15 protein-coding genes and 1 riboswitch are annotated in these 18,433 nt (G+C 72.9%); of the genes, 8 read left to right on the forward strand and 7 right to left on the reverse strand.

The window, feature by feature from the left end; translation table 11 throughout:
• The first annotated feature begins 10 nt into the window (after positions 1 to 10).
• The gene (locus AB0G10_RS28185) at positions 11 to 391 is read left to right on the forward strand and encodes a DUF6401 family natural product biosynthesis protein (protein ID WP_360928020.1); all 381 of its coding nucleotides are present in this window, start codon (positions 11 to 13) and stop codon (positions 389 to 391) included.
• A 138-nt stretch (positions 392 to 529) separates the two neighbouring features.
• Positions 530 to 1,432 (forward strand): LamG-like jellyroll fold domain-containing protein, encoded by a 903-nt coding sequence (locus tag AB0G10_RS28190; protein WP_360928023.1) that lies wholly within the window; start codon positions 530 to 532, stop codon positions 1,430 to 1,432.
• A gap of 303 nt (positions 1,433 to 1,735) precedes the next feature.
• On the opposite strand, the gene AB0G10_RS28195 is transcribed toward AB0G10_RS28190, so the two are convergent.
• The 4 genes from AB0G10_RS28195 to AB0G10_RS28210 form a co-directional block, all read right to left on the reverse strand.
• Positions 1,736 to 1,939: a hypothetical protein gene (locus AB0G10_RS28195; protein WP_360928026.1), complete on the reverse strand. Its 204-nt coding sequence runs from the start codon at positions 1,937 to 1,939 to the stop codon at positions 1,736 to 1,738.
• Between the two features lie 201 nt (positions 1,940 to 2,140).
• Complete coding sequence (locus AB0G10_RS28200) at positions 2,141 to 3,172, reverse strand: cobalamin-dependent protein (RefSeq protein WP_360928029.1); 1,032 nt, start codon at positions 3,170 to 3,172, stop codon at positions 2,141 to 2,143.
• Positions 3,169 to 4,860 carry a PP2C family protein-serine/threonine phosphatase gene (locus tag AB0G10_RS28205; RefSeq protein ID WP_360928032.1) on the reverse strand — a complete coding sequence of 564 codons (1,692 nt, stop codon included), beginning with the start codon at positions 4,858 to 4,860 and terminating at the stop codon, positions 3,169 to 3,171. Before AB0G10_RS28205 ends, AB0G10_RS28200 begins: the two co-directional genes overlap by 4 nt.
• A 79-nt stretch (positions 4,861 to 4,939) precedes the next feature.
• Positions 4,940 to 5,713 (reverse strand): exodeoxyribonuclease III, encoded by a 774-nt coding sequence (locus AB0G10_RS28210; RefSeq protein WP_360928035.1) that lies wholly within the window; start codon positions 5,711 to 5,713, stop codon positions 4,940 to 4,942.
• Positions 5,714 to 5,954: 241 nt separating this feature from the next.
• Between AB0G10_RS28210 and AB0G10_RS28215 the strand changes: the two genes are divergently transcribed.
• Positions 5,955 to 6,587, forward strand: a complete 633-nt coding sequence (locus AB0G10_RS28215; protein WP_360928038.1) for a hypothetical protein — start codon at positions 5,955 to 5,957, stop codon at positions 6,585 to 6,587.
• Positions 6,588 to 6,766: 179 nt separating this feature from the next.
• Here the strand turns inward: AB0G10_RS28215 and AB0G10_RS28220 are convergent, their stop codons facing one another.
• Together AB0G10_RS28220 and AB0G10_RS28225 are read right to left on the reverse strand one after the other, a co-directional pair.
• A complete protein-coding gene (locus AB0G10_RS28220) occupies positions 6,767 to 9,112 on the reverse strand; it encodes an EAL domain-containing protein (RefSeq protein WP_360928041.1) in 2,346 nt (781 codons plus the stop codon).
• A gap of 53 nt (positions 9,113 to 9,165) precedes the next feature.
• Positions 9,166 to 9,927 carry a universal stress protein gene (locus AB0G10_RS28225; protein WP_360928044.1) on the reverse strand — a complete coding sequence of 254 codons (762 nt, stop codon included), beginning with the start codon at positions 9,925 to 9,927 and terminating at the stop codon, positions 9,166 to 9,168.
• 173 nt (positions 9,928 to 10,100) lie between these two features.
• Between AB0G10_RS28225 and AB0G10_RS28230 the strand changes: the two genes are divergently transcribed.
• Complete coding sequence (locus AB0G10_RS28230) at positions 10,101 to 11,384, forward strand: citrate synthase (RefSeq protein ID WP_360928047.1); 1,284 nt, start codon at positions 10,101 to 10,103, stop codon at positions 11,382 to 11,384.
• A gap of 273 nt (positions 11,385 to 11,657) precedes the next feature.
• On the opposite strand, the gene AB0G10_RS28235 is transcribed toward AB0G10_RS28230, so the two are convergent.
• Positions 11,658 to 13,214 carry a gluconokinase gene (locus AB0G10_RS28235; protein WP_360928050.1) on the reverse strand — a complete coding sequence of 519 codons (1,557 nt, stop codon included), beginning with the start codon at positions 13,212 to 13,214 and terminating at the stop codon, positions 11,658 to 11,660.
• A gap of 387 nt (positions 13,215 to 13,601) precedes the next feature.
• Positions 13,602 to 13,725: riboswitch (cobalamin riboswitch) on the forward strand.
• A 56-nt stretch (positions 13,726 to 13,781) separates the two neighbouring features.
• Between AB0G10_RS28235 and AB0G10_RS28240 the strand changes: the two genes are divergently transcribed.
• From AB0G10_RS28240 to AB0G10_RS28255, 4 genes are all read left to right on the forward strand, one after another.
• Complete coding sequence (locus AB0G10_RS28240; RefSeq protein ID WP_360928053.1) at positions 13,782 to 15,878, forward strand: VWA domain-containing protein; 2,097 nt, start codon at positions 13,782 to 13,784, stop codon at positions 15,876 to 15,878.
• A gap of 225 nt (positions 15,879 to 16,103) precedes the next feature.
• Positions 16,104 to 16,703, forward strand: a complete 600-nt coding sequence (gene cobO, locus AB0G10_RS28245) for a cob(I)yrinic acid a,c-diamide adenosyltransferase (RefSeq protein ID WP_360928056.1) — start codon at positions 16,104 to 16,106, stop codon at positions 16,701 to 16,703.
• On the forward strand, positions 16,697 to 18,046 hold the full coding sequence (locus AB0G10_RS28250; RefSeq protein WP_360928058.1) for a cobyrinate a,c-diamide synthase: 1,350 nt from the start codon (positions 16,697 to 16,699) through the stop codon (positions 18,044 to 18,046). The genes cobO and AB0G10_RS28250 overlap by 7 nt, the downstream gene beginning before the upstream one ends.
• Complete coding sequence (locus AB0G10_RS28255; protein ID WP_360928061.1) at positions 18,043 to 18,420, forward strand: cobalamin biosynthesis protein; 378 nt, start codon at positions 18,043 to 18,045, stop codon at positions 18,418 to 18,420. The genes AB0G10_RS28250 and AB0G10_RS28255 overlap by 4 nt, the downstream gene beginning before the upstream one ends.
• The last annotated feature ends 13 nt before the right edge of the window (positions 18,421 to 18,433 follow it).

Below are 18,433 nucleotides of genomic sequence, written 5' to 3' on the forward strand. Positions count from 1 at the left end.
CGTCTCCGGCATGACGAACGAGAACCTCGCCATCGCCCCGCTCGCCGACCTCGCCGCCGCCCGCCCGGCCGACGCCGTCCTCGACGATCTGATGGCCCGGATCGGTGTCGACGGCCTGGCCGCCGCGTTCGCCTCACCCGCGCTCCTGGCCGCGATCGATCAGCACGCCGCCGCGGTCCGGGACGCCCTCGCCGACGCCGGCCGGACCGCCGGCGCCGACGGCCTCGCCGCGTACGCCCGCTCCATCGCGGCCGGCGCGGCCCGGATGGGACGCACCCTCCCGGCCGCCGGCCGGGCCCCGGTCGACGCGGCCGGCTGGCTGCGCGCCGAGTGGTCGCTGCAGCGCCTGCTGGGCGTCTGCCTCCTGGCCGTCTCCTCCGACCTGCGCTAGATCCTTCGCTCCGGCGGCCCCGCGGCATTCCTGCGGGGCCGTTTCCGTTTACCCGCGGGGCCGGTTCTGGTGACCCGTATGGTCGACTTCCCTGGGGTGTTTTGCCATCATTCGGGGTGAATGAGCGATCTTCTTTGCATGAGAATGCTCAAGCACACGATCGCCGCTCTGCTGGCCGCCCCGGCTCTGGCGGCCCCGGCCGCATTCGCCGCCCCGGCTCTGGCCGCGCCGGTTTCGGCCGCGCCGGTTTCGGCCGCGCCGGTTTCGGCCGCGCCGGTTTCGGCCGCGCCGGTTTCGGCCGCGCCGGCTCCGGCCGCGCCGGCTCCGGCCGCGCCGGCTCCGGCCGCGCCGGTTTCGGCCGCGCCGGCTCCGGCTGCCCCGGCCGAGGTGCCGGCGCCGGGGCTGGTGGCCCGCTACAACTTCGACGGCGGCGCCACCGACGGCCGGATCGCCGACCTGTCCGGGCGCGGCGGGCCGCTGACGATCCGCGGCGCGAACAACGGCCAGATCGCGATCACGACGGCCGGGGCCGGGCGGTTCGCCGCGTTCCCGGCGCTCTGCGCGGCCGGAACCACCACCTGCCCGCGGGCCCTGCTCGAGGCGGCCGACAGCGCCACGCTCGACCCGGGTACGCGCGCCTTCAAGTGGGCGGCGACCGTGAAGGTCACCCAGGCCCAGCTCTCCGGGAACGCCAACGTGATGCAGAAGGGCGTCGCGAACAGCGGCAGCCAGTGGAAGATGCAGATCAGCGGCAAGGCCGGCCGGGCCCAGTGCGTGATGGTGGCCCGGGGCAGCGGGCAGAAGTTCACGGCCACCTCGGCGCGGCCGATCGCGGACGGCGGCTGGCACCGGGTGGTGTGCGAGCGTTCCGGCACGGTCCTGAACGTCTCGGTGGACGGCACTCCGGGCGCGCGCGTGACGATCCCGGCGACGCTCGCCGTGGACAACGCGATGCCGCTGCGCATCGGCGGGCCGAACCTGCAGACCGGCGGCGACATGTACCACGGCCAGATCGACGACATCTACGTGCAGCTCGGCTGACGACCCGTCCCCGCAGAGCCCGGCTGTACGTGAGAGCGGCAATTCGGGCGTGAACCGAGCGCTGGCGTACAGCCAGTCGGGCGTGGCTGTACGAGAGAGCGGCAATTCGGGCGTGAACCGAGCGCTGGCGTACAGCCAGTCGGGCGTGGCTGTACGTGAGAGCGGCGATTCGGGCGTGAACCGAGCGCTGGCGTACAGCCAGTCGGGCGTGGCTGTACGAGAGGGCGGCGATTCGGGCGCCGGCGTACCGCCGGACCGGCCCGGCACACATCGTGTGCCGGGCCGGTGTGGTGAAAGGTGTGATCAGCTGCGGCGGAAGGCGTAGCTCCGCCCGCCGCCGGACCCGGCGGCCCGCCCGGACCGGTCCCGGCCGGAGCGCTCGCGCGCGGCCTGCCGGGAGTCGTCCGCCCCGTGATAGGCGGGCGCGGAACGGGTGTCCGCCTGCTCGGCGGCGGGGCGGCGCAGGGCGGCGGCGATGTCGTCGCGCGCGAGGTCGTCGAGGTTCACATGGACAGAAAAAGGACTAGCAGGCATAAAGCGGCCCCAAACGATGAAGGAGAGACCAGCACGAGACGCCGAAGAAGAGAGCGCTGTGGCCGGTCAAGGAGGAATGGCGCGGCTCCTTCAGCGGAGCGGCGCGGGGGCTGACCGGAATCCATCACAGCATGGCGCTCACGCTATGCGGACCGCGCGAACCCCGCAAACGATTTAATCGGCGATCGCCGCGACGCCCTCGTCGATCATCCGGAGCGCGGCCGGGAAGTCCACGAGCTGGTCCCGGATGAGCCGCAGGCCGACCCGGAGCGCGCCGACCGGCACCCCGCGGGTCCGCAGCACCTCGGCCGTCCACTCGACGAACCCGGTGAAGATCTCGGCGTCGCCCACGTAGAGGGCGGCGGCCAGGAAGTCCGCGACGTGCCCGAGATCCTCCGCCGTGGCGTCGATCTGCGCCTGGTCGTAGTGGTGCGCCCCGGGGAACACCGCCGGCAGCCGGCCCATCGCCGTGGCGATGAGCTGCGGGCGGGAGCGGACCAGGTGGGTGTATTCCTCGTCGCCGAGGAACGTGCCGGGGTCGTCGGCGACGTACTCGGGCGGCCAGTCCGACGCGAGCCGGGTGACGGCCTCCTCCCCGGTGGCCGCCCAGGCGTCCGCGCCGAGCAGCTGGGCATAGCGGCCGTGCGGGCCGAAGCCGCGCCCGCCCGCGATCACCGGCACCCCGGCGGCCCGGCACGCGGTGATCGCGGCGTGCGCCCGGGGGAGCCGGGTCGGGATCATGCAGCTCAGCGCAACCGCGTCCGGCCCGGTCTGGTGCAGGTGGGTGATCAGGTGCCGGCCGGGGACGCTGGCGCCGAGGAAGTCGACCCGCCAGCCGTCCAGGCGCAGCAGCTCGGCGAGCATCCGGGCGGGCAGGCCGTGCCACTCGCCGTCGACGCAGGCCAGCGTGATCCGGCCGCGCCCGGCCGGTACGTCGGTCCGGGCCGCGACGGCCGCCAGCACCCGCTCGCTGACCGCGGTGGCCGAGTGCTCCTTCGCGACGCCCCACTCGTTCGACGCCCACAGCTCGCCGACGCGGGCCTGGGTGCCGCCGATCAGGTCGACGATGATCCGCTGGGCCGGCACGCCGGCGTCGAGCAGCGACATCGCCAGGCCGACCGCCTCGCGCTCGTCGCCGTCGCCGACCAGGTCGAGATAGCGGTCGAGGTCCGCCGCGGTCAGCCGGAGATCGGTGGAGACGGTCACGAGCGCGCCCTGCTGCTCCGCCGGTCGCCGCGCCGGGCGGCGACCAGGTAGGGCGACGCGTTCCGCGCCCCGCCGCCCCGCAGGCTGAGCGGCGGCCGGGTGTGCGCCCGCACCGCGAGCATCGCGATGTCGTCGCGGGGCCCGCCGTGCACCCAGTCGGAGACGAGCTGGCGCAGCCGCTCGACGGCGACCGCCGCGGGCATGCCATGGCAGCCGGCGAGCTGGCGGCGCAGGCGCTCCTCGCCGAACTGCTCGTCGCCGCTCGGCCCGCCGCGCGCCTCGGTGAGGCCGTCGCTGTAGAGCAGGCACAGCTCACCGGGCGCGAGCTCGACCGTCGCCGGGGTGACCACGGTCTGCGGGAGCACGCCGATGAGGGTTCCCTTGGTGGGGACCTCGTCGACCGTACCGTCGGCACGCAGGACCAGCGGCGGCGGGTGACCGCCGCTGGCGAGCCGCAGCCGCACCCGGCCGTGCTCCACCCGCTGGACCGAGCCGATCACCAGGGTGACGAAGCGCTGCCGCCGGCCGGACTGGAGCAGGGCCTGGTTGAGCACCCGCAGCATGTCCTCCGGGGCCACGCCGACGAGGCGGAGCGCGCGCAGCGTCTGGCGGACCTTGCCGGTCAGCACGGCGGCCTCCGGTCCGGTGCCGCAGACGTCGCCGAGCGCGATCACGGTGTCGCTGCCGCCGGTCGGCGGGCCGAGAACGTCGTAGAAATCGCCGCCGATCCGCAGCGAGTCGCGGGCGGCCTGGTAGGACGCGCCCAGCTCGAAGCCGTCCGGCTGGGGCAGCTCGGGCGGCAGCAGGTCGGCCTGCAGGACCGTGGTGGTGGCGACCTGTTCCTGGTAGAGCACGGCGGCCGAGAGCGCGGCGCCGGCCCGGGCCGCGAAGATCCGGGCGAGCATCTCGTCCTCGGCCGTGAACGCCGCCTGGTTGCCGCCGCGGGCCAGGATCAGCGCGCCGGCCGGCTCGGCGTTGCCGGGCAGCGGGATGACCAGCAGCGCGCCGACCGGCCCGAGGTCGGCCGGGAAGAGCCAGCCGGGCGCGAGCGCCGGGTCGAGCCACTGGCTCGGGATCGGCGGGAAGCCGTCGAGGGCCTCGACGAGACCGGGCACCTCGGCCAGCTTCCGCTCGGCGAGCGTGCCCTCCTCGGGCGCGTGGCCGGGGGAGAGGCGGATCCACGAGCACTGCCCGCCGTTGACCGGCAGCACCACGATCGCGGCGTCGGCCAGGTGGGCCACCGCCAGCTCCGCGGTGGTCCGGGTGCAGCGGCGTACGTGCAGAGACGCGGAGAGCCGCCGGCCGGCCTCGGCCAGGAACGCGGTCCGGGAGCGCTCCAGCTCGAGCGAGGCGGCCCGCTCCTCGGCCTCGGTGTGGTCGCCGACGAACCACGCGTAGTGGTCGTCGTCGAGCGGGCGCCGGACGCCGTAGAGGCGGCGCCCCTCGTGCTCCGCACGGAAGGACGCGTCGCCGGTCAGCGGCCCGGCGACCGGCGCGCCGGGCCGGAGCGCGGGCAGCAGCCGCTGCGCCTCGGCGTTCGCGAGCACCACGATGTCGCCGTCCGCCGCGCAGATCACCATCGCCTCGGTCGCGGCCTCCATGGCGGCCCGGAGCAGGGCCGGTGCGGGCGCGACCGGGATCGTGCGCGTCAGTGGCTCGCCGGCCCCCGCCGGCGTGAGCGCCGTCATCCCTCGCCTCCTGTCTCTCCCCGCTACGAAGCACCCCAGAGCGATGCCAGGATCGACCCCAGCCTACGTGCTCCTCGGTTCAGTCCTTGATGTCGACCACGATCGGGGCATGATCGGAAGGCCCCTTGCCCTTCCTCGCCTCGCGGTCCACCAGGGCATCCTCCACCCGTGCGGCGACATCGGCACTGGCGTAGACCAGATCGATACGCATGCCCTTGTTCATGTGGAACATCCCGGCGCGGTAGTCCCAATAGGTGAACGGATGATCACCCTTGAGGGGCCGGGCCGGCACGTCGGTGAGCCCGAGCGCCCGGAGCTCGGCGAGCGCGGCCCGCTCCGGCGGCGTCACGTGGGTGGAGTTCACGAAGACGGCCGGGTCCCAGACGTCGGCGTCGGTGGGCGCCACGTTGTAGTCGCCGGCCACCACGACCGGCCCGGCGGCCAGGTCGGGGACGAGCGCGGCGCGCAGGGCGGCGAGCCACTGCAGCTTGTAGGCGTAGTGCGGGTCGTCCGGCGTCCGGCCGTTCGGCACGTACACCGAAGTGAAGCGGATGCCACCGCAGGTGGCGCTGATGGCACGGGCTTCCGGATCGGGATAGCCGGGCTCGCCCTCGAAGCCGCGGCGCACGTCCTCGATCCCGGCCTTGGAAAGGATGGCGACGCCGTTCCAGCGGCCCTGGCCGTACTGCGCGGTCTCGTAGCCGAGCGCGGCGACCTCGTCGGCCGGGAACCCGCCGTCGGCGACCTTGGTCTCCTGGAGGCAGAGGACGTCGGGCGCGGTGGTGGCGAGCCAGTCGAGCAGGCGGGGCAGACGGGCCTTGACCGAGTTGACGTTCCACGTGGCGAAGCGCATCCGCCCAGGATGCCCCACTCAGTGGCGGCGGGGGCCCACCGGGCCGCGCGTCGCGCTGATCAGGGCCGCGGCGAGACCCGTCATCAGCACGAGCAGGAGCAGGACGAGCACGGGACCACCCCCGAGTGACGTGGGACACAGCAGATTTCCGCCAGCGAATAATGCCCGAGTTGGCCGCACGGCGCCAGTCCTCCTGACAGGTTTGTCATGAAAAGGGTTCACTGATCACGGGGGAGCGATCATGGAAGTCCAAGTGCTGCCGGAACTACCGGCCGGCCAGCTCGACGAGGCCTGGGAGTTCTACCAGGACACCTTCGCCGATCTGGCGGTCCTCGCGGTCAACCGGCACCTGATGTACCGCCACGAGTTCGACGAGCTGATGGCGGACAAGCGGGCCGACAAGTACGTGGCGGTGGACGGCGACGGCGCCATCGTCGGCCTCGGCGTGATGACCAACGAGCTGGAGGCCGTATCGCTGATCTCGGCGGAGTACTTCGAGTACCACTGGCCGGATCTGTACGAGCAGCGCCGGCTCTTCTACGTCGTGTTCGTCGGCGCGAAGGCGGGCGCCCGGGGCACCGGCGTCTTCATCAGCCTGCTGCGGGCCATGTACGGCGCGATCGGCAAGGTCGACGGCAAGGTGTTCGTCGACATCTGCTCGTTCAACGAGGAGCGCAACGCCCTGCCCCGGATGATCTCGATGATCCTCGGCCGGGTCGCCGGTCAGGCCCAGCCGACCCGGCTCGACGCCCAGTCGTTCTGGATGTACGAGTTCCCGCCGCCCGGCACCGCGGTCCGCGAGGAGCGGCGGACGGGCTTCCGCGAGCGCCGCGCCGGCCTCCCGGAGCGCCGCGGCGGCATGCGGACCGGCTGAGAGGCCGGGCCGCGACGCGGCCCGGCCCGCCTGCCTTGATGGGCCCGCCGGCTTGATGTGGCTCGCCGGCTTGATGTGGCCTGCGGGCCTGACATGGCCCGGTCCGGCGGCTTGGCTCGGGCCGCTGGCCTAGCTGGGCCCGCTGGCTTGGCTCGGCCCGGCGGCCTGGTGGGAGCCGGTCAGCGGTCGGCTCGGCGGTGCCGGCCGTAGGACTCCTGAAGAGCGGTGATCGCGGGCGCCTCCGGAAGGGCGCCCGCGAGCGCGCTGCGCCGCCACCGCTCGGCGAACTCCTGCGCCGGCACGGCCGCGCCCCACAGCCAGCCCTGGCCGTTCACCACGCCGACCGCCCAGAGCGCCTCGCGCTGCAGCGGCGTCTCCACACCCTCGGCGATCACGCTGAGGCCGAGCGCGTGGCTCATCGCCACCACGGCGCGGACGATCTCGTCGTCCTCCACGTTCACGCCGAGGCCGATCACGAACGAGCGGTCGATCTTGACGCCGGTGACCGGGAAGCGGCGCAGGTAGCCGAGCGCCGAGAAGCCGGTGCCGAAGTCGTCGATGAGCAGCTTCACGCCGAGCTCGCGGAGCTCGAAGAGGACCCGGGCGGTCACGCTGGAGCCGTCCACCATGACCGATTCGGTCATCTCCAGGGCCACGCAGTGCGCGGGTACGCCGTACCGCAGCATCTCGCCGGAGACGATCAGCGGCAGCTCCGGCTCGTTGAGCTGGCGCGGCGAGACGTTGATGGAGAGGTAGAAGTCGTCGCCGACGACGCCCTCGGAGCGCCAGACGCCGAGCTGGCGCAGCGCCTCCTGGCGTACCCAGGTGCCGATGCTGCCGATCAGGCCGGCGTCCTCGGCGATCGGGATGAACGTCATCGGCGGGATCGCGCCGCGCTCCGGGTGCTCCCAGCGGACCAGCGCCTCGGCGCCGATCGGGATGCCGGTGTCCAGCCGGACCAGGGGCTGGTAGTGGACGCGCAGCTGGCCCTCGGCGAGCGCCTGGCGCAGCGCCACCTCCAGCTCGATCCGCTCCCGTACCTGGTCGTGCATCGACGTGTCGAAGATGGAGGAGCGGCCCGGCCCCTCGCCCTTGGCGCGGTACATCGCGGTGTCGGCGTCGCGCATCAGCGCCTCGGCGGTGACGGCCGCGCGGGCCGCGTCCCCTGCCGCGTGCGAGATGCCGATCGACGCGCTGATCACCACCTCGGTGTCGCGGACCGGGAAGGGCCGGGCGAAGCAGCCGCGGATGTCGTCGACCAGGTGCAGGGCGCCGCCCTTCTCGCCGACGAAGGCGAGCAGGAACTCGTCGCCGCCGACCCGGGCCACCGGGATGTTCGCGGCCACCGCGTGGCGCAGCCGCCGGCCCACCTCGATGACCAGCTGGTCGCCGGTGTCGTGGCCCCAGGAGTCGTTGACCCACTTGAAGCCGTCCAGGTCGAGCATGTAGACCCAGACCCGGTCGTGCCCCTCCGGGTCGACGATCGTGACGAGCCGCTCGATCTCGGCCGAGATGGAGACCCGGTTCGGCAGCGAGGTGAGCGGGTCGTGGGTGGCCTGGTGCTCGGAGCGCAGCTGCGCGGCGACCTGGGCCTGCACCGCGGACGTGGCCCGGAACAGCAGCAGGCCCACGATGCTCGCGGTGATCACGGCGACCAGCACCCGGGCCTCGGCGGTCTTGGTCCGGTTGGTCAGCAGCATGATCGGCGGAAGCAGCAGCGCCGGGGTGAGCATGGCGAGGCGCTGCCAGCCCCACTCCTGGACCGGGGGCTTCGCGGCGCGGCTCATCTCGACGACCGACGGGTGCAGCGCCGCGACGCCGAGGGCGGTGTACGCGATCAGGTACGGCACGTTGTAGATCGGGTCGGTGTAGATCTTCCCGCTCACGCCGGCGACCGCGTACGCGAAGTCGCCCGCGAACATCATCGCCATCGTGCCGATCAGCGCGATCAGGCTGAGCGGCCAGGACTTCGCCGTGAAGGTCAGGTTGACGATCAGCAGCAGGACGATCACGTCGAAGAGCGGGTACGTGCCCTGGATGACGGAGAGCAGCGCGGGCCGGTCCGGCGTGGTCGCCGCCGGGATGGCGAGCGTCAGCGTGGTGGTCATGCCGACGGCCAGCGTGACGATCATGCCGTCCAGCACGGCGTGCCGGTCCAGGCTCTGCCGCTGGCGCAGGAGCATCGCCAGGAAGATCGAGAGCAGGACGTACCCGCTGAAGCTGAACACGTCGGCGACGAGCGGCCACGGCATGGGCTGCTCGGTGACCGTCGGCCGGATCAGCACGCCGATCAGGAAGGTCAGCGCCCCCGCGCCCATCAGCAGCCAGGCGACCGGCGGCTCGGCGCCCCAGCGGCGCGGCCCGAGGAAGCAGGCCGACACCGTGGCGAAGCCGAGGGCCACGAACGCGACGTTGCTGATCAGCGTGTCGGGGAAGAGCACGTAGAGAGCCGTGGCGATGACGCCGGCGACGACCATGAGCTGCCAGAGCCGGCGGACGATCACGGGCGGGAGTGCGGGTTGCACCGGACAATCCTCCCGGGGTCCAATGGTGGACCAACCGTAGCAATCCGGGCGATTTACCAACCGGCGTTTGCCGAAGTCCCGGCGTGCGCGAAAGCGGCCGGGCTGCTGCCGGATCGCAGCACCTCGCAGGCCACCGAACCGAGGCGCCGGGCGCCGCCCTCCCCGCGCGGACCGAGAACGATCAGCCCGGCCCGCCGGGTGGCCCGGACCAGCGTGGCCCCGGGCGGGCCGGCCAGCACCCGCAGCCGGGCGGGCGAATCCTCGACGATCTTCACGACGGCGGGCGAGGCCTCGCCGGTCGGCGTCACCTGCACCGCGATCAGCCGGCTGCCGCGCAACTCCGCCTCCCGGATCGCGAACCGGAGCGCCAGCAGCGAGAACTCCGACCCGTCCACGGCCGCCACCACCGGCCCGGTCGGCGGCCGCGGCCCGCGCGCGAGCAGCACCGGGCACCACGCGTCCGGGACCAGGTCCTGCACCACCGAGCCGGAGCCGAGCCGGGCCAGCCCGTCGCCGCCGACCACCAGCAGGGACGCGGCGCGGCTGAAGAAGGTGAGCACCCGGCCCGGAGGCCCATCCCGCAGTTGTCCGCGCGCGTCGACGCCCGGTGTGGAACGCTGGGCGTAGGCGACCGCTTCCTTCACGACACGCGAGGCGGCTCCGCGAGCCGGGGCGTAACCGGTGGGCTCATGCCAGGTGAAAGCATGAATGATCTTCAGAGTGGACCCGCGGGAGACGGCTTCCCGCGCGGCCAGCCGGACCGCAGCGCGACCGGCTGCGGACGCGTCGACTCCTACCACGACAGGATCTTGCATCGGTCCTCCCGTAACAAAGCCGCAATATACCGACCATTGTCTATGGTGCAACGGCCCATACGTACTGGTGACCAATGCCTCAACAGATGGCTACCTGATGACCCATTCAGGTTGAGGGTTTACGGTGAACGGCAAAATCTTTGGGACATCTGCCGGTGAAGTGAGGGAAATACATGACGGATGTCAAGCTCGACCACCCGGGTGGCCAGCTGTCGATGTCGGTACGCGAGGCCGTCGACGGGCCGGGCGGCATCGACGTCAGTGCGCTTCTGAAGGAGACCGGCTACGTCACCCTCGACCAGGGTTTCGTCAACACGGCGTCGACCACGTCGGCGATCACGTACATCGACGGTGACCAGGGCATTCTGCGCTATCGGGGTTACCCGATCGAGCAGCTGGCGGAGAAGAGCACCTTCCTCGAGGTGTCCTACCTGCTCATGAACGGCGAGCTGCCGACCGCGCCCCAGCTGCGGGACTTCGCGGACAAGATCCGCGTGCACACGCTGCTGCAGGAGGAGATGCGTACGTTCTTCTCCAGCTTCCCGCGGGACGCGCACCCGATGTCGGTGCTCTCCTCGGCCGTGACCGCGCTCTCGACCTTCTACCAGGACTCGCTCGACCCGCTCGACGAGGAGCAGGTCGATATCTCCGCAATCCGCCTGATGGCGAAACTTCCGACGATTGCGGCGTACGCCTACAAGAAGTCGATCGGCCATCCGCTGCCGTACCCGGACAACTCCCTCGACTACGTCGAGAACTTCCTCCGGCTCACCTTCGGCCTGCCCACGCTGCCCTACGACGTGGACCCGAAGGTCGCGAAGATCCTCGACATGCTCTTCATCCTGCACGCCGACCACGAGCAGAACTGCTCGACCTCGTCGGTGCGCCTCGTCGGCTCCGCGCAGGCGAACCTGTTCGCCTCGGTCTCGGCCGGCATCAACGCGCTCTCCGGCCCGCTGCACGGCGGCGCCAACGCGGCGGTGCTCGAGATGCTGGAGCAGATCCGCAAGGACGGCGGAGACGTCAACTCGTTCGTCACGCGAGTGAAGAACAAGGAAAAGGGCGTCAAGCTCATGGGCTTCGGCCACCGGGTCTACAAGAACTACGACCCGCGCGCCGCGATCGTGAAGAAGGCCGCCCAGGAGGTCCTCTCCACCCTCGACACGCCCGACCCGCTGCTGGAGATCGCGTTCAAGCTGGAGGAGATCGCCCTCTCGGACGACTACTTCATCTCCCGCAAGCTCTACCCGAACGTCGACTTCTACACCGGCCTCATCTACAAGGCCATGGGCTTCCCGACCAAGATGTTCACGGTGCTGTTCGCGATCGGCCGCCTGCCCGGCTGGATCGCCCAGTGGCGCGAGATGATGGTCGACCCGGCCAACAAGATCGGCCGTCCGCGCCAGATCTACACCGGCTCCCCGGTGCGCGACTTCGTCGCGATGGACCAGCGCTGACAGTTCTCTCCAAACGCCCTGCCGGTCGATCCCGGCAGGGCGTTTCTCTTTGCGCTTCCCGGTCACCCACCTCCGCGCCGCCCCCGCGCCCCGCCCGGCGTCCCGCCTCCGCGTCCCGCCCCTGCGCGATCTTGTTGATTGGTGCAGGAACGGGGCTGCCCCGATCAACAAGATCGCGGGGGGAGGGTGCGGTGGGGGTAGCGCGGCGGGAGGGGTGGCGGCGGGAGGGGTGCGGTGGGAGGGGTGCGGTGGGAGGTGGCGCTGGCGCGGGGGTTAGGAGTGGACTGCTTTTTCGGTTCCGGGGAGGGGTTCGGGGGCCAGCCTGTCCAGCTCGGCCACCACGTCGAGGACCGCCAGGGCTGACTGCTCGACGAGGGGTCGGAGCTTGCGGTAGAAGGCGGCGTCGTCCGGGTTCGGTGGGGTGTGGCGGCTGATCGGTACGAGGGCTGCCGCCTCGTCCAGGTCGGGGAGTTCGCCGAGCGCGTGCCGGGCCAGCAGGCAGGCGCCCAGGGCGGTGCCCTCCGGGGTGTCCGCGACCGCTACCGGCAGGTCCAGCGCCGACGCGAGGATGCCGGTCCACAGTTCGGACGCGACCGCGCCGCCGGTGGCCCGGATCTCGGTGAGCGTGTTGCCTTCGGCGTCGAAGGAGTCCCGGACCAGCGCCAGCTGCTGGCAGACACCCTCGACGGCGGCACGGACCAGGTGTGGCCGGGTGTGCTCGCGGCGCAGGCCGAGGTAGGCGCCGCGCAGCCCGGGACGCCACCACGGCGCCCGCTCGCCCAGCAGGTACGGCAGGCACAGCAGCCCGTCGCTGCCGGCCTTCACCCCGGCCGCCTCCAGCAGCAGCGCGGCGTCCCGCTCGTCGGCGTCCTCGCCTTCGGCGCCGGGGCGTTCGAACCCGGCCGCGAAACTCTCCCCGGCCCAGCGCACCACCGAGCCGGCGTTGTTCACCGCCCCGCCGATCACCCAGCGGTCCTCGGTCAGCGCGTAGCAGAACAGCCGCCCCGCCTCGTCACTGGTCGGCCGGTCGACGACGGTGCGCAGGGCGCCGCTGGTGCCGAGCGAGACGGCGGCGATCCCGGCCGGGGTGGCGCCCACCCCGAGGTTCGCAAGGGGCCCGTCGGCCGCCCCGATGATCAGCGGCACGCCGGCGTCGAGCCCGGCCGCGCTCGCCACCTCCCGCTTCAACCGCAACGACGTGGTCGTGGGTACGACCTCAGCCAGTTGCTCCCGGCGTACCCTCGCTGTTTCCACGGCCTCGGGGTCCCACTGCCGTGAGTGGATGTCGTAGAGGCCCGTGCCGGAGGCGACCGAGAGGTCGACGACGAACGGGGCCTCCGCGAGCGCGGCGACCACCAGCTCCTTCACGCCACCCCAGCGTGGCGTGTCGCGCAGCGTGCCCGGCTCGTTCTCGGCGAACCAGGCCAGTTTCGTGAGCGGCGACATCGGATGGACCGGCGTGCCGGTACGGGCCTGCAGAGCCTTCTTGTCCGCGATCCGCTCGGCCTGCTCCGCGGCCCGGTTGTCCGCCCAGGTGATCAGCGGCCCGAGCGGCCGGCCGTCCGCGGCCATCGGCACGAGCGCGTGCAGGAACGCGCTCAGACCGATCGCGATCACCCGGTCGCCGTTCTCCCGGCACTCCTTCGCGACGTCCACGAGCGCCTTGATCGCGGCGGCGGCGAGCTGCTCGGGGTCGAGCTCCGCCCGTCCCGGCCCGGGCACCGACAGCGGATAGTGCACGCTGGTCAGCGCCCTGAGCTCCCCGGCCGGACCGGTGGCCACCCCCTTCGTGGCGGTGGTCCCGGTGTCGATCCCGATCACGACGTCCATGTGCTGCCTCCCTGAGCCGTCCCGCCGCGTCAATACCCGTCTGACATCCTTCCCCACCCATCGGGTTGCCGCCCTCGGCATCCCGCGCCGGCCTTCCCTCCCGCCCGGAACACCGCCCGGAGCACCGGCCGGAACACCGCCCGGCACCAGCGGCGACGCCGGCCGGGGAGGGATGCGGAGGGCGGGACGGGTCAGGGGTGACCACGCACCTCACGCGAAAGACGCGTCACGGCCTCGACCCCCCGCTGCGCCCGCGTCGACGGGCGGGGGCGGCCGGACCTGCGGTCGTGGACGGCTTAGGTCCGTACCCTAAAAAGATCTTGATGAGGGACACCCCGCGTTGACGCCGCACCCGGGCGTAGGAAAGAGTGACCATGAGCGGTAGCGGAGGAACCCGGTGCGAGTCCGGGACGGTCCCGCCACTGTGACCGGGGAGCGAACCGCCACGACAGCCACGGCGACTACGGCCGGAAGGCGCGCGGGGAACGTCGATCCGGGAGTCAGGAGACTCCGGCCGCTCGTTTCGGCCGTCGCGCGGGCGTGGACACCCGCCGGAAGGGATCTCCCGTGACTACTCCGTACCCGTTCTCGGCCGTCGTCGGCCTCGATGACCTGCGCCTGGCGCTGCTGCTCACCGCCGTCTCGCCGGCGGTCGGCGGGGTGCTGGTGCGCGGCGAGAAGGGCACCGCGAAGAGCACCGTCGTACGGGCGCTGGCCGGGCTGCTGCCGAGCATCCGGACGGTGCGCGGCTGCCGGTTCGCCTGCGACCCGGCCGCGCCCGACCCGGACTGCCCGGACGGCCCGCACGCGATCGACAGCCCGGCCGGCGAGCGCCCGGCCAGCCTCGTCGAACTGCCGGTCGGCGCCACCGAGGACCGGGTCGTCGGCACCCTCGACATTCAGCGGGCGCTCAGCGACGGGGTGAAGGCCTACGAGCCGGGGCTGCTGGCCGCCGCGCACCGGGGCGTGCTCTACGTCGACGAGGTCAACCTGCTCCCGGATCATCTGGTGGACCTGCTGCTGGACGCGGCCGCGATGGGCCGGGCCCACGTCGAGCGGGACGGGGTGTCGGTCAAGCACGCGGCCCGGTTCCTGCTGGTCGGCACGATGAACCCGGAGGAGGGCGAGCCCCGCCCGCAGCTGGTCGACCGGTTCGGCCTGGTGGTGAACGTGGCCGCGCCCCGCAACGCCGCCCAGCGCGCCGAGGTGGTCCGGCGGCGTCTCGCGTACGAGGCCGACCCGGACGGTTTCGCGGCCCGCTACCGGGACGCCGAGCGGGATTACGCCGCCCGCATCGCCGAGGCCCGCGCCCTGCTGCCGTCGGTGAAGCTGCCCGACGCCGAACTGGACCGGATCGCCCGGGTGTGCCTGGCCTACGGCGTCGACGGCATGCGCGCCGACATCGTGGTGGCCCGGTCGGCGGTCGCCCTCGCCGCCTGGAAGGGCCGCGACGTGGTGAACGCCGAGGATGTCGCCGACGCCGCGCGCCTGGCCCTCCCGCACCGCCGCCGTACCGATCCGCTGGACCCGCCCGGCACCGACGAGGAGAAGCTCGAGCAGGCCCTGGCCGAGGCCGAGCGTCAGGCACAGGAGGACGACGACGATCCGGAGGGCGGCGACGATCCTGAGGGGGAGGGCCCGCCTGACGGCGGAGGGCCGCAAGGTCCGTCGGGCGGCGGCGGGTCAGATCCTTCGGGTACGGGCGGAAGCCCCGCTCCGGACGCGTCCTCAGCTCCGCAAGCGGGCGGGCGCCCGGAGACTCAGGAGTCGCGCGGCCCGGCCCCGGACGATTCCCCGCAGCAGACCCCGCAGCCGGACGCCCCTGGACAGTCCACGGCGGGCGCCGTCGCGTCGGCCGGGCAGGCCTACCGCACCCGCACCCTGACGATCGCGGCCCGTGGCGAGGGCGGTCACGCGGGCCGGCGTTCCCCCGCCTTCGCCCGCCGGGGGAGGGTGGTCGGCAGCCGCCCGCCGCTCGGCAGGCTTGCCGGGGCACCCCACCTGCCCGCCACCCTGCGAGCCGCGATCGAGAGGTCGGCGCTGGAGTCCGGCGCGGCGGGGGACCTGCGCGTGATTCCGCGGGATCTCCGGGAAGCCGTCCACGTGGGACGCGAGGCCAACCTCGTCCTGTTCGTCGTGGACGCCTCCGGCTCGATGGCGGCCCGCAAGCGCATGACGCTCGTCAAGACGGCGGTGCTGTCGCTGCTGCGGGACGCTTACCAGCGGCGGGACCGGATCGGCATGATCACGTTTCGGGGGGCGGAGGCCGAGGTGGTGCTGCCGCCCACGTCCAGTCACGAGGTGGGCGTCATGCGGCTGGCCGCGTTGCGGACCGGGGGGCGTACGCCGCTCGCGGCCGGCCTCCGCGCGGCGGCCTCCACGATCGCCACCGAGCGCCGCCGGGATCCGCGCCGCCGTCCGCTGCTGATCCTGGTGACGGACGGCCGGGCCACGAGCGGCCCGGACCCGCTGCTGATGGCCCCGGCCCTGAACGGCGTCGCCTCCGTGGTGGTGGACTGCGAGTCCGGTCCGATCCGCCTCGGTCTCGCGGTGAAGCTGGCCGCGGCGCTGAAAGCCGACGTCATGCCGCTGGAGCAGCTCCAGGCGGCGGTGGAGAACCGTCCACAGGCGACGGCAGACCGCGCCTACCGCCGGGCGGCGTGACCGCGAGCCGCCGGAAAAGGCCGGGCGGCGGACAGGGCCGGGCGGCGGACGCGGCGCGGCGAACAGAGAGCCGGCGGCGATACAGAGCCGGGCGGCGGACAAGGCCGGGCGGCGGCAACGGCAAGGCAGCGAACACCAGCCCGCAGCAAGCATCCTATCTTCCTAGGACGGCTTAAAGGGCGTGGGGACGGGCGCTGACCTCCCGTACACGAGAAGGGTCTGAAAATGCCACAAGGGAAAGTGACCGTCACTCCGGACGACGGGCTCACCACGCGCCAGCGCCGGCGGCAGGCGGTGTTCGCGGTGCACACGGGCGCGGGCAAGGGCAAGAGCACCGCGGCGTTCGGGATGGCGCTGCGGGCGTGGAGTGCGGGGTGGCCGATCGGCGTGTTCCAGTTCGTGAAGTCGCAGAAGTGGAAGGTCGGCGAGGAGTCGGCGCTGAAGGCCCTGGACGGCGTGAACGGCACGCCGGTGACCTGGCACAAGATGGGGGAGGGCTGGTCCTGGATCCAGCGGGCCGGCACCGAGCGCGACCACGCCGCCGAGGCCGCCGAGGGCTGGGCGCAGATCAAGCGGGACCTCGCGAACGAGACCTATAAGTTCTATGTGCTGGACGAGTTCACGTACCCGATGAAGTGGGGCTGGGTGGACGTCCAGGACGTGATCGCGACGCTGAACGACCGGCCCGGCACGCAGCACGTCGTGATCACCGGACGGGACGCGCATCCGGATCTCGTCGCGGCGGCGGACCTGGTCACCGAGATGACGAAGGTGAAGCATCCGATGGACGCGGGCCGCAAGGGACAGCAGGGCATCGAATGGTGAATCGTGTCGTGATCGCCGCGCCCGCCTCCGGGCACGGCAAGACCACCGTGGCGACCGGGCTGCTCGCGGCGTTCCGGAGGCGTGGGCTCACCGCGGCGCCGTTCAAGGTGGGCCCGGACTACATCGACCCCGGCTACCACGCTCTCGCGGCGGGCCGCCCGGGTCGCAACCTCGATCCGGTGCTGGTCGGCGAGGAACTGATCGGGCCGCTGTTCGCGCACGGTGCGCAGGGCGCCGACATCGCGATCGTCGAGGGCGTCATGGGGCTCTACGACGGGCGTACCGGGGCGGGGGAGACCGGTTCCACGGCGCAGGTGGCGGAGCTGCTGCAGGCGCCGGTGATCCTGGTCGTGGACGCGGCCGCGCAGGGCCGGTCGGTGGCCGCGCTGGTGCACGGGTTCCGCAGCTTCGGCACGGTCCGGCTGGCCGGCGTGATCCTGAACCGGGTGGGCTCGGACCGGCACGAGCAGATCCTGCGGGACGCCTGCGAGGAGGTCGGCACCCCGGTGCTGGGTGCGCTGCGCCGATCGGAAGCGGTCGCGGCGCCGTCCCGGCATCTGGGTCTCGTACCCGCCGCGGAACGCCGTGCCGAGGCTCTGGCCTCGGTGGACGCTCTCGCCACGCTGATCGCCTCGGCGGTGGATCTGGACGCGGTGGCCGCTGTCGCGCGGTCGGCGCCGCCTCTGGCGGCGACCGCCTGGACCCCGCGGAGCCAGGATCCGGTTCCGGGCCGTCCCCTGGTCGCGCTGGCCGGTGGTCCGGCTTTCAGTTTCTCGTACGCCGAGACAGCCGAGTTGCTGGCCGGAGCGGGCGCCGAGGTGGTGACGGTGGACCCCCTGCGGGACGAGAAGCTGCCGGACGGCGCCCGCGCCCTCGTGGTGGGCGGCGGATTCCCCGAGGTCTACGCGTCCGAGCTGTCGGCGAACGCGCCGCTGCGGGCCTCGGTCGCGGCCCTCGCGCAGGCCGGCGGCCCGATCGCGGCCGAGTGCGCCGGCCTGCTCTGGCTCTGCTCCGCACTGGACGGCGAGCCGATGTGCGGGGTGATCGACGCCGAGGCGGCGATGACGCCGTCGCTGACCCTCGGATACCGCGACGCGGTCGCCCTCGCCGACAGCCCGCTCGCCCCGGCCGGGACCCGGGTGACCGGGCACGAGTTCCACCGCACCACCGTGCACCCACGCTCCGGGGTGCTGCTGTCGCCGGCGGCCGGGGCGGCGTGGGCCTGGCGCGGCGCCGATCCGGAGGGGTTCGCCGGTCCCGCCCTGCACGCGTCCTACCTGCACCTGCACTGGGCCGGGAACCCGGGGATGGCGGGGCGCTTCGTCCGGGCCGCCGCTCGGTGATCGCGGTAGGGGTCGGTTGCCGGGCCTCCGCCGGCATCGCGGATCTGTCGGAAGCGGTGGCGGTGGCTCTGGCCGAAGCCGGGCTGACCCGCGCCCGGGTCGGCGTGCTCGCGACCCTGGATCGGCGGGCGGGGTCGCCGGCTCTGCGGCTGCTCGCGTCGTCGTCCGGCTGGGACCTGCGGGGATTCTCCGCCGCCGAACTGGCCGGGATCACGGTTCCCTCGCCGAGTGCCGCCGTCGCGGACGCGGTCGGCACATCAGCCGTCGCCGAGGCCGCCGCACTGCTCGCCGCGGGACCGGGAAGCGTGCTGATCCTGAAAAAACGAATCGTCGGACCGGCGACTGTGGCAATTGCGTGTCATTTTTCGGTGTGACGGTTGTCGCCGG

The organism is Actinoplanes sp. NPDC023714, assembly GCF_040639855.1.
Lineage (GTDB): Bacteria > Actinomycetota > Actinomycetes > Mycobacteriales > Micromonosporaceae > Actinoplanes.